Origin of the sequence: Nocardia cyriacigeorgica (assembly GCF_010868145.1) — a bacterium.
GTDB lineage: Bacteria > Actinomycetota > Actinomycetes > Mycobacteriales > Mycobacteriaceae > Nocardia > Nocardia cyriacigeorgica_D.
In genome coordinates, this window is record NZ_JAAGUY010000012.1 from 162,123 (window position 1) to 172,597 (window position 10,475).

A 10,475-nucleotide genomic window follows, 5' to 3' on the forward strand; every position below is an offset into this window, starting at 1 on the left:
GGGGCCGACCGCCACTGCTCGGTACCAGTCGGTAGGAGCCCTATGACAGCCGAAACACCTCACGACAGCCTGAATGCGCCGTACAGCCTGCAATTCCCGTTCAACCGCACCGTCGGTCCCACGGTCGGCGCGTTCCTCGGCGGCCTACGCGAGGGCAGGCTCTTCGGTGTCCGTACCGATCGCGGCACGGTGCTGTGCCCGGCGGCCGAATTCGATCCGGAGACCGCCCGTGCCACCGGTGAGCTCGTGGAGCTGGCGGAGACCGGAACGGTGCGGCACTGGACCTGGGTGCCGCGTCGCCCGCACGACGACCTCGCCCACGATTACGCCTGGGCACTGATCACCATCGACGGCACCGAAGGCGGCCTCTTCCACGCCGTGGACACCGGTGGCGATCCCGCGACGATGGCGCCGGGGTTGCGGGTCGCACCGCGATGGCGTGCGGAACGCGTGGGCAGTATCCGCGACATCGTCTGCTTCGAACCGGTGGTGACCGCATGAGCAGACAGCTGCCCGAACCCGTCACCGACTTCACCAACCCGTTCCAGATGGACTACACCTACGTCGCGGGCGTCGGACGCTCGGTGTTCCTGCGCGGACTCGCTCAGCGCCGGCTGCTGGCCCGACGCTGCCCGAGCTGCGCCCAGGTGTATCTGCCGCCCCCGGAATTCTGTTCGCGCTGCCTTACCGAACTGTCCGAACCACTCGAACTGCCCGGCGACGGAACCATTTCCACCTTCTGCGTGGTGAACTTCCCCTTCCCCGGCCAGGTCTTCCAGCCGCCGTACGTTGTCGCCTACATCCAGGTCCGTGGCGCGGACACCCGGCTGATGCATCTGATCCAGGAGATCGAGCCGAGCGAAGTGCGCATCGGGATGGCGGTGGAACCGTTCTGGTGTGCCGACGACGAACTCGACACATCGATGAACAGCATCCGCTACTACCGGCCGGCGACGGCCACCGAATCCGTGTCAACGACAGGAGGTTCCGATGCGTGAGGTCGGTATCGTCGCCTTCGCTCAGTCGCCGTGCACGGCTGCGGATCGCCGCCACGATATGGCCGAAATCCTGCTGCCGGTGATCCGCAGTGCGCTCGACAGCGCCCGAATCACCCGCGACGACGTGGATTTCTTCGCCTCCGGCAGTCACGACTTCTTCGAAGGGCGCACCTTCGCCTATATCGAATCGCTCGACGCGGTGGGGGCATGGCCGCCGATCTCGGAATCGCATGTCGAAATGGACGCGGCCTGGGCCCTCTACGAAGCGTGGAGCTGGCTACAGCTCGGCGAGGGCGATATCGCTGTCGTCTACGGCATCGGCCGCGGGTCCTTACCGCAGGATCTCGACCAGGTGATGGCCGCCCAGCTCGATCCGTATTTCCTGGCGCCGCTGCGACCGCATCGCGATGCCATCGCGGCATTGCAGGCCGCAGCGCTGATCGAAGCGGGCGCGGTGAGTGAACGGCAGTTGGCCGAGGTGGTGTCACGCAGCCTCCGCTCGGCAACCGAGAATCCCGCCGCGCAGATATCCGGCGAGTATCCGGTAGATCAGCTACTCGACGCGCCCTACATCGCCTCTCCCCTCCGCGCCCACGATGTGGCGCCCGTCGGAGACGCGGCGGCGGTCGTGGTGCTCGCCGCCGGTGATACCGCCCGTAGGCTCACGCACCGGCCTGCTTGGGTGCGCGGCGCCGATCATCGGATGGACAGCCACTATCCGGGTACGCGCGATCTCACCCGCGTCGACACGGTCGCGGCCGCGGCCGCCAAGGCGGCCGAACTCGCCGGTTTCGGCGCGGCCGCCGTCGATATCGCCGAATTGCACTGCGAGTACAGCTATCAGGAACCGCTGCTCGCCGCGACGCTCGAAGTGAACAGTGCTCGAATCAATCCCGGTGGCGGACCACTGGCGGGCCGGCCCGCGACCGCGACCGGGTTGATCCGGATCGGGGAGGCCGCACAGCACATCCTGGCCGGCCGCGCCGATCGCACCCTTGCCCACGCCACCAACGGGCCGGCGCTACAGCAGAACCTGATCTGCCTGATGGAGGGCGATCGATGAAAACCGCGGTCATCGGAATCGGACAGAGCAAGCAGGCCAAGAAACGCGAGGTCACCATCGGCGCACTGGTGCGCGAATCGGTCGACGCCGCACTGGCCGACGCCGGACTCGACCACGGCGATATCGACGCCATCGTGCTGTCGAAGACGCCAGACCTGTTCGACGGAGTGATGAATCCCGAGCTGTACCTTGCCGACGCGATGGGTGCGCGCGGCCTGCCGGTCACCCGGGTGTTCACCGGCGGCAGCGTCGGCGGGCATGCCGCGATCTACGGCGCGCATCTCGTGCAGGCCGGACTGGCGCGGCGGGTGCTCGTGGTCGCCTATTCGAAGGAATCCGAGGGCGATTTCACCTGGGCGCTGTCACGGGGGCTGCCGTTCAGCGCCAACCTCGGCGCAGGCGCGGGCGGGCATTTCGCCCCGGTCATCCGCGAGTACATCCGGCGGTCCGGTGCGCCGGAGCACATCGGCTGGCAGGTGGCGGTCAACCATCGGCTCAATGCGACGCGCAATCCGTACGCGCACATCCAACGTCCGAATATCACCGTGCAGGAGGTGCGCGATTCGCGGATGCTGTGGGATCCCATCCGGTATCTGGAATCATGCCCATCCTCGGACGGGTCGTGCGCGGTCGTCATCGCGGGCGAAGACGACGCCGAGGGCAATCCGCGACCCCCGGCCTGGATTCACGGCATGGCCTGGCGCACCGAGACAGGTCATTTCGCCGGTCGCGACGAGGTGAACCCGGAAGCGGGCAGGCAATGCGCGGCCGAGGCATATCGGCAGGCAGGCATCACCGATCCGGCCCGCGAGATCGACACCGCCGAGCTCTACATCCCCTACAGCTGGTACGAGCCGATGTGGCTGGAGAACATCGGGTTGGCCGACATCGGTGCGGGCTGGAAGATGGTCGACTCCGGGCGCACCGCCTTCGGCGGCGATCTACCGATCAATCCGTCGGGCGGAGTGCTGTCGGGCAATCCGACCGGCGCCACAGGATTGTTGCGTTTCGCCGAGGCCGCGCTGCAAGTCCGTGGCACCGCCGGTGCGCATCAGGTACCGGAGGCCACGCTGGCCATCGGCCACGCCATGGGCGGTGCGTCGCAATTCCATGCCCTCTGGGTCGTCGGCAGTGAACGGCCGAGTAAGTAGTCACCACATATCAACGCGCACAGCGTTGTCGAGGAGAGAATCAATGAGTCAGCGTACGTTCGTCATCGGTGTCGGGATGACGAAGTTCGAGAAGATCGCCAGCCGGGACTGGAACTACCCGGATATGGTCGCCGAGGCGGTGGGCGCGGCGCTCGCGGATGCGGGCGTCGGCTACGACCAGGTGCAGCGGGCTGCGGTCGGTTATGTCTTCCAGCCGTCCACGGCGGGGCAGCGGGCGCTCTACGACGTGGGGCTCACCGGGATTCCGATGGTGAACGTCAACAACAACTGCGCCACCGGGTCGACCGCGCTGATGCTCGCCCGGGAATGGGTGCAGGCGGGTCTGGTCGACGTGGCGCTTGCCGTCGGCTTCGAGCAGATGACCAAAGAAGCGATGGCGGGCTCCGGTAACCCGGCCGTGACGACCATCGACCGCCATATCGCGGTCCTGAAGTCCACCAACGGATTCGGCAAGGCGCCGCTGACAGCCCAGTTCTTCGGCGCCGCCGGGGCCGAGCACATGCGCCGCTATGGCACGACCCGCGAACAACTCGCAGGCGTCGCGGTGAAGAACCACGAGCATTCGACCCGAAACCCCTACGCGCAGTTCCAGGACGCGTACACGCTCGAGCAGGTACTCGGCGACAAACCCGTGCACGATCCGCTGACCCGCTCGCAGTGCTCGCCCATGTCGGACGGTTCCGCGGCGGCGGTCGTGGTCAGCGAGGCGTTCGTGCGCAAGCATGGGCTCGCCGATCGCGCCGTCGAGATTCTCGGCCAGGCGCTGGCCACCGATGACACGTCGTCGTTCGCCACCGAATCGATGATCGACGTGGTCGGTGCGCCGATGACGCGCAAAGCGGCGCAGGAAGTGTTCGCGGCGACCGGCGTCGGCATCGACGAGGTGGACGTTATCGAATTGCACGACTGCTTCTCGATCAACGAGCTGATCACCTACGAAGCGCTCGGCATGTGCGCCCCCGGTGAATCGGGTGCCCTGATCGATGCCGGTGCGACGACCTACGGTGGACGCTGGGTGGTCAACCCCTCCGGCGGGCTGATCTCCAAAGGACACCCGCTCGGTGCGACCGGGCTGGCGCAGTGCGCCGAGCTCACCTGGCAGTTGCGTGGTGAAGCCGGACCACGCCAGGTGGATGGCGCTCGGCGCGCCCTCGCGCACAACCTCGGCCTCGGCGGCGCCTGCGTCGTGACGCTCTACAGCGCGCCGGCACCACTCGATTAGGGTGCGCACGTGACCCGAGGACTACAGACCGACGCCGCGCCGGACGGGCCGCCCGCGGCCACCCTGCCGACCGATCAGCGCCTGATCCTCGCCGCCGAACGGCTCTTCGCCGAGCGTGGGATCGACGCGGTGTCGCTGCGCGCGGTGATGTCGGCGGCCGGCGCGAATGTCGCCTCGGTGCACTATCACTTCGGTTCCAAGGACGCGCTGGTCGAGGCCCTGCTCGACCAGCGAGGGGGTCAGGTCTCGCACCGGCGCGCCGAATTACTCGACAGCATCGAGGCTTCCGGCGCACCGACCGCACGCACGGTGGCGGAGGCCTTCGTTCGGCCGGTCGCCGAGCAGATCGCCGCGGGCGGTACCGCGTGGGTCACGATCGTCGCGGGAATTATCGGCAGCCGCCACCCGGCGCTGGCGCGGATCACCGATGGGTTCGCGCCCCAGGCCCGCCGGTTCACTGCGCTGCTCGGCGCTATCAATCCCGGTGTGCCCGCCCGGACCATCCGTTTCCGGCTGACCCAGGCCATGAGCCTGACCTTCCAGGCACTCGGTGATCTCGACGGGCTGCGCGACATGCTCGCGCTCAGCGGCACTCGGCTGTCGTCCGAGGAAGTTCTCGAGGAACTGATCGATATGGTCACCGCGATCCTCGCCGGACCACCGGATCGCGCGAAGTAGACGGCCACAACGAAACGCCGTCGGCCGAATCTTCTCGGCCGACGGCGTTTTCGCGTGTGTTCAGTTCACCTGCCGCGCACCATCGCCCCAGTACTGCGCGCGCAGGGCCTTCTTGTCCGGCTTGCCAAGCGGGCTGAGCGGGATGCTGTCGGCGAAATCGACTGTCTTTGGCGTGTATACGGCGCCCTTGCGTTCCTTCACCAAGGCCTGCAATTCCTCGACCGCCACCTCGCGGCCCGAGCGCAAGACGACGACCGCCTTTACCGCCTCGCCCCATTTGTCGTCGGGGACACCGATGACCGCAGCAGCACTCACCGCGGGGTGCGCGGAGAGCACATCCTCCACTTCGCGCGGGTAGACGTTGAAGCCGCCGGAGACGATCATGTCCTTCTTGCGGTCGACGATGTAGAGGAAACCGTCAGCGTCGCGGCGGGCGATGTCACCGGTGTGCAGCCAGTCGTGCTCGGTGGCCTCGGCGGTCTGCTCGGGCTTGTTCAGATAGCCCTTCATGACGAGTGGGCCGCGCACGCAGATCTCGCCCGGCTCCCCCGTCGGTACCTGGTTACCCTCGTCGTCGAGCAACGCGACATGCAGCCACGGCACCGGACGGCCACAGCTTGCCAGACGCTGCGGTACGGCCGGATCGTGGTCTTCCTTGCGCAGCACCGAAATCGTCATCGGGCATTCGGCCTGACCGTAGAACTGGAAGAAGATCGGGCCGAACCTCTCGATCGCCTCGGCCAGTCGGGTCGGTGAGATGGCAGACGCGCCGTAGAAGACGGTTTCCAGGCTCGACAGATCGTATTTGTCCAGGTCGGGGTAGTCGAGCAGGGCGTAGAGCATGGTCGGGACCAGCATCGTGGAGGTGATCTTGTACTTCTCGATGGTGGCGAGGACCGTCGCCGGATCGAATCCGGGCAGCACCACGATCGAGCCGCCCTGCAGGCTGGTCGGGTTCCAGAACGCGCCGCCCGCGTGGCTGAGCGGCGTGCAGACGAGGAAACGCACGTCCTGTGGCCACTGCCATTCGGTCATCTGGATGCGCAGCAGCGTCGCACCGCCGCGGAAGCTGAGCATCACACCCTTCGACTTACCGGTGGTACCGCCGGTGTAGGCGAGGCTGACGGTGTCGCTCGGCGCGACGTCGGGAGCGACGAGTGGGGCGGGGTCGAAGGCCCGCGCGGCGGCCAGCAGGTCGGTGCCGGCCTCAGTCGGGCCGAAGGCCAGCAGGTTCTTCAGCTCGGGTACCCGTTCGGCCAGTTGAGCGGCCCGCTCCTCGTACTTGTCCGGGTCGTAGATGAGGGTCTCGATGCCCGCGTCCTGCAGGACGTAGGCGTGATCGTCGAGCGAACCCATGGGATGCAGCGCGGCGAACCGGACACCGGTGACCGCGTTGGCGCCCTGGGTGAACAGCACCTCGGGCCGGTTCGCGGACAGGATCGCCACCGGGCTGCCGATCCCGAGCCCGAGCGAGGCGTAGGCCTGCGCGAACGTGCTGATCTGGTCGCGCACCTGGCGATAGGTCAGCTGCTCGTCACCGATGTGCACCGCGGTCCGATCGGCATACAGATCTAGCGAGCGGATGAGCATATCGACCGCCAACGGCTCCCGATGGAGCTGATCGACCTCGGTGATCTGCGGATCAGTGTTCATTCATGCGCCTTTCGGGCCCGCGTCGCGACAGATACATACTCAAAGCTAGAACGCGTTCTAGTTTTGAGCAAGGGTTCTGGGCGATCTATTCCGGGCAGGCCGTGACGCCTGCACCTCCCCCGTCGAGGGATCCCGACCCGGCGACAGGTTTCGTCCCGCCTGCTACGTTGCGTTGCCCTTGACGAGCCGGGTACCGCCACGCCTGAACCACTGGGCCGACACTCCGGGGTCGGCCGACACTCCGGGCACAAACCTTGACCGGCCCGAATCCGGCGATCTTGTCGGCGACCGCTGATACCCTCTGCGACACAAGCGATTCGAGTTCATCAGGGGGGCGTGAATGAGCACGGCGAGACGACTTCGGGGCACCACACCGAGACCGCGATGACCCCACCGACCGATGAGCCGACGCGCTACCTTGCGGCCGCGGTTCACCTCGATGACGAGCTCGCCGATGCGCTGGTCGAGGAGTATCTGGCCGAGCCGAAGCGGGCGATCCCACCCTCGCCGGGCGTGGATGCGGCGACCGTGCTGCGCGAGGCGCTGGCGGCGCAGTCGCGGCGGCGGACCGTGAACACCGCACTACTCGGACTGCTCGCGATCACCACCGTGCTCGCGTTTCCGCTGGTCGCCGTGTGGCTCGCGTCCGGCCTCACCTGGCGAGTGTGCTCGACGATCGTGTCACGACTGACATACAGCTCTTCGGGCTCCGGCCGTTTCTTCCTTGGGCGGCGCCAGCGCTGGTGGGCAACAGCCGTCATATGGTGGTTGCTTGCTTTTCTCTGGCTACTCCTACCGGCGATGGTTGCCGTGCCATTCGGGGCATTCCTGATCGGGTCATCGGATTCGGGCTCGAGCTCGGGTATCGCCGTGCTGTTGGTCCTGACCGCGCTCGCGCTGACGACCGCGATGCTGTGTGTGCTCATCGCCCGTCACTATCTACCCTGGCAGGTCGCCACAAACTGGTTCGGCTACGGGCGATATCACTCGCAGACCGCGCCGAGAGAAGCCGTGGTCAAGGCGTCCGCGCCGTACGCCGCGCGGCTACAGCGCATCACCCAGGATCAGTTGCGTCGCTCGCAGGAGAACTCGGGCGAGATCGTGGTCTATCGCGGGCGCAAACCGTTCGTCGGCGCGGGCAATCGGGTCCGCTCCTGGTCGGCCGCACTCGAGCTGTACGCGAAGACGACCACCGAGGATGCCGCCGCACCGGAGAAAACGGTCGCCCTTGTGCCGAGCTTCGATCCACGCGAACTGCAGGACTTCGTATCCGAGGACCTGAAGAAGCTGCGCACCTCCCCAACGCTTACCCCCGGATGGCGGTTCTCGGACCTGGGCATCACCAGTTGGGCATTGTTGTCGCCGGTCGATATCGTGCACAACCCGTCCGCCGGTCCGCTGTTGGATCGGCTGAACGCCGGCGCCGAGCCGGAGCTGAACGAGCAGGACTGGGCCGACCTGGCCAACAAGTCACCGGAATGGCTGCGCTACTACCGCTGCTTCCGGCTGGAGAGCTGGGCGCGTCAGCTCGCGGTATCGGGATTCCTGCACGTCGGCTGCGAGGAACGCATACTGGTGCTGGAATGGCATGCGTTCGTGTTGCCGCCCATCGCGCCCACATTCCGTCGCGTCGACACCCCACCGGACATGCTGGAGCTGCGCGCACTGTGGGCGGCGGTCGCAGACCTGGCTCTGCTGCCGACCACGGTGCCCAGCCGCGTCGGCGATCTGGTGCGCGGCATCATCGCCCGCAACCGCCCCGGCGGCACCTGGACCACGCCCGACGAAGCGGCACGGGTGCTCGGAGCCGCGGCGAGTATCCGGGAAATCGGCGCCGGGAACAGGCTCAACAATCTGTTCCAGGAGACCGACTGCGACCGCTACGTCAAGATCCTGGAGCGACGCACCCTCGACGCAGCGCATCGATATCTCACCGAGAAGGGCATTGCCGCCAAGGGCTTCGACGACATGGTCAAGCAGATCAACAACTCGACGATCGTCAACAACTCCAACGTCATCGCCGGAAACATCGGCGGCGAAGGCAATTCCGGCTCCGTACAGTCGGGACCTGAAAACAACTCGACCGCAACGGAATAGGAAGCTCGATGGCAGACAACACACCGTCGCAATCAGTGCGCATCACCGGCGGCCAGGTGGTCGCGGGCAATATCGGAGGCTCCGGCAACAACGGGCAGATCAACGGACCGGTCCATCTCTCCGGTGGCACGGACACCGATCAGCTCGCGGCTGTGCTCACCCAGCTCCGCGGCGAGCTCGCTCACCTGCGCACCCAACTCGCCTCGGCGCCCGATTCAGCCGCGGATGTGGACGATGTCCTCGGGGATCTGGCCGACCCGGAACCGAATATCAGCGGAGCCACCAGCCGCTGGGAGCGACTGCGTCGTCGCATCCCCGAGTCGTTGCAGAACCTCGACACGATCCAGCAGATCGTCGGCCTCCTGGAACAGGTGCGCGAGCTGGCATCCTGACGCGATCGCCGCGGCGACTGATACGCCGGTCGCCGGTCGCCGGTCGGATCCATCACCGGCCGGCCGCGAGCTGCATCCAGACCAGCATCACCACAACGCTCAACAGGCACATGGGGCCGAGTGAGCGTTGCACCTTGACGCGGGTGGGCACCGGGGCCGCCCAGACCACCCACAGGGATGTCGTGCCGAGCGCGGCGAACGTCAACCAGGCCGCGACCATGCTCGCGAAATACATCCAGCACCATCCTCTCCGATCCCGCCCCGCAGAGAGAGCTGTTAGCAGCGCACCGCTGATGTCTCACCGCCGGGACGTGGCCACGCCGCGAAGGTCTCGAACGGCCGAAGCTCTGAACCTCCTACTGCCATGACGGGTTTCACCGGGACAGCCACTATATGCGGCGCGGAATACGGAATCTCCGAATTCATTCCACGCCTGTACAGCTCACAGTGCTGATGGTTCGAGAATTGTTTCCACACACATGTGATTCCCGCGCGCACCGCGCGCCCTGACCAGAGCGTCAGCGAACCTCCTGATCAACACCCCACTCTGCTCGATATATCGGGCGTCTCGGTGCTGACACACAGGTTGACAACAGCTCGATTGTCCATCGTGCCGAATACCGGTGATCAATTTTCGTGAGGTTTCCAGAGACCACCGTTCTCCATGGGACTGCGTCGTTTTCGCAAATACCGTTGGCGCAGTTTTGGTGCCGTCCCATTTCGGGCGGCGCTGTCACTGAAAACGTTTGTCGCTCAGGAAGGTTTGTTATGAGGCGAAGTACCTCGCGTCGGTTGTCGCGTGTGGCGGTGGTGGCGAGTGCTGCGGTGTTGGCGCTGGGCCCGTTGGGTGGGCAGGCTGCGGCGGCGCCGACCGAGCAGGAGTTGGCCGACTACATTGCTGCGGGTCGTTCGGTGGCCGGGCCCGTCGCCGATTCGGGGTCGAGTTCAGGGTCGGCGTGTGATTCTGGCAGCGGTGCGGGCTCGGGCAACGGGTCAGGGGATTGTTACGGCGGGTCCGGCAGCAGCTCGGGTTTCTCGGGTGGGTATGCCTCCGACACCATCGGGGTGGGTCCCGCGCAGACGTCGTGGTTGGCGGCGTTCGCTTATGGGTTGGCCAATGGTGATGCGGCCCCGCCCGGTGCCAATGATTGGAACTGCAAACCCACCCGAGAAACCCGAGCTGCTGCCGGACCCGCCGTA

10 protein-coding genes and 1 pseudogene are annotated in these 10,475 nt (G+C 66.4%); 9 read left to right on the plus strand and 2 right to left on the minus strand.

From position 1 onward, the window contains the following. Nucleotides 1-42 precede the first annotated feature (42 nt). From GV792_RS16465 to GV792_RS16490, 6 genes are read left to right on the plus strand one after another with little or no spacing between them, the layout of a single operon-like run. The gene (locus GV792_RS16465; RefSeq protein WP_163824990.1) at nucleotides 43-501 is read left to right on the plus strand and encodes a Zn-ribbon domain-containing OB-fold protein; all 459 of its coding nucleotides are present in this window, start codon (nucleotides 43-45) and stop codon (nucleotides 499-501) included. Next, entirely contained in the window at nucleotides 498-998 is a 501-nt protein-coding gene (locus tag GV792_RS16470) for a Zn-ribbon domain-containing OB-fold protein (protein ID WP_163824991.1), read from the plus strand. Before GV792_RS16465 ends, GV792_RS16470 begins: the two co-directional genes overlap by 4 nt. Further along, nucleotides 991-2,061 (plus strand): lipid-transfer protein, encoded by a 1,071-nt coding sequence (locus tag GV792_RS16475; protein ID WP_163824992.1) that lies wholly within the window; start codon nucleotides 991-993, stop codon nucleotides 2,059-2,061. Before GV792_RS16470 ends, GV792_RS16475 begins: the two co-directional genes overlap by 8 nt. Continuing rightward, nucleotides 2,058-3,212, plus strand: a complete 1,155-nt coding sequence (locus GV792_RS16480; RefSeq protein ID WP_163824993.1) for a thiolase domain-containing protein — start codon at nucleotides 2,058-2,060, stop codon at nucleotides 3,210-3,212. Before GV792_RS16475 ends, GV792_RS16480 begins: the two co-directional genes overlap by 4 nt. A 43-nt stretch (nucleotides 3,213-3,255) precedes the next feature. Then, on the plus strand, nucleotides 3,256-4,455 hold the full coding sequence (locus GV792_RS16485; RefSeq protein WP_163824994.1) for a lipid-transfer protein: 1,200 nt from the start codon (nucleotides 3,256-3,258) through the stop codon (nucleotides 4,453-4,455). Between the two features lie 9 nt (nucleotides 4,456-4,464). Then, nucleotides 4,465-5,133, plus strand: a complete 669-nt coding sequence (locus GV792_RS16490) for a TetR/AcrR family transcriptional regulator (RefSeq protein ID WP_163824995.1) — start codon at nucleotides 4,465-4,467, stop codon at nucleotides 5,131-5,133. Nucleotides 5,134-5,193: 60 nt separating this feature from the next. On the opposite strand, the gene GV792_RS16495 is transcribed toward GV792_RS16490, so the two are convergent. Further along, nucleotides 5,194-6,786, minus strand: coding sequence for an AMP-binding protein (locus GV792_RS16495; protein ID WP_163824996.1), 1,593 nt, complete (start codon nucleotides 6,784-6,786; stop codon nucleotides 5,194-5,196). A 384-nt stretch (nucleotides 6,787-7,170) separates the two neighbouring features. Between GV792_RS16495 and GV792_RS16500 the strand changes: the two genes are divergently transcribed. Then, nucleotides 7,171-8,883 (plus strand): hypothetical protein, encoded by a 1,713-nt coding sequence (locus GV792_RS16500; protein ID WP_163824997.1) that lies wholly within the window; start codon nucleotides 7,171-7,173, stop codon nucleotides 8,881-8,883. An 8-nt stretch (nucleotides 8,884-8,891) separates the two neighbouring features. Further along, nucleotides 8,892-9,275 carry a hypothetical protein gene (locus GV792_RS16505; protein WP_163824998.1) on the plus strand — a complete coding sequence of 128 codons (384 nt, stop codon included), beginning with the start codon at nucleotides 8,892-8,894 and terminating at the stop codon, nucleotides 9,273-9,275. A 52-nt stretch (nucleotides 9,276-9,327) separates the two neighbouring features. Here the strand turns inward: GV792_RS16505 and GV792_RS16510 are convergent, their stop codons facing one another. Further along, nucleotides 9,328-9,510 carry a hypothetical protein gene (locus tag GV792_RS16510; protein ID WP_163824999.1) on the minus strand — a complete coding sequence of 61 codons (183 nt, stop codon included), beginning with the start codon at nucleotides 9,508-9,510 and terminating at the stop codon, nucleotides 9,328-9,330. Between the two features lie 533 nt (nucleotides 9,511-10,043). On the opposite strand from GV792_RS16510, the pseudogene GV792_RS16515 reads away from it, so the two are divergent. After that, nucleotides 10,044-10,475 (plus strand): annotated as a pseudogene (locus GV792_RS16515) (lipase); the annotation flags it as partial.

Coding starts and splice junctions, on each gene's coding strand:
- GV792_RS16465 (WP_163824990.1), top strand. CDS start 43: ATGACAGCCGAAACACCTCACGACAGCCTGAATGCGCCGTACAGCCTG.
- GV792_RS16470 (WP_163824991.1), top strand. CDS start 498: ATGAGCAGACAGCTGCCCGAACCCGTCACCGACTTCACCAACCCGTTC.
- GV792_RS16475 (WP_163824992.1), top strand. CDS start 991: ATGCGTGAGGTCGGTATCGTCGCCTTCGCTCAGTCGCCGTGCACGGCT.
- GV792_RS16480 (WP_163824993.1), top strand. CDS start 2,058: ATGAAAACCGCGGTCATCGGAATCGGACAGAGCAAGCAGGCCAAGAAA.
- GV792_RS16485 (WP_163824994.1), top strand. CDS start 3,256: ATGAGTCAGCGTACGTTCGTCATCGGTGTCGGGATGACGAAGTTCGAG.
- GV792_RS16495 (WP_163824996.1), bottom strand. CDS start 6,786: ATGAACACTGATCCGCAGATCACCGAGGTCGATCAGCTCCATCGGGAG.
- GV792_RS16500 (WP_163824997.1), top strand. CDS start 7,171: ATGACCCCACCGACCGATGAGCCGACGCGCTACCTTGCGGCCGCGGTT.
- GV792_RS16505 (WP_163824998.1), top strand. CDS start 8,892: ATGGCAGACAACACACCGTCGCAATCAGTGCGCATCACCGGCGGCCAG.
- GV792_RS16510 (WP_163824999.1), bottom strand. CDS start 9,510: ATGTATTTCGCGAGCATGGTCGCGGCCTGGTTGACGTTCGCCGCGCTC.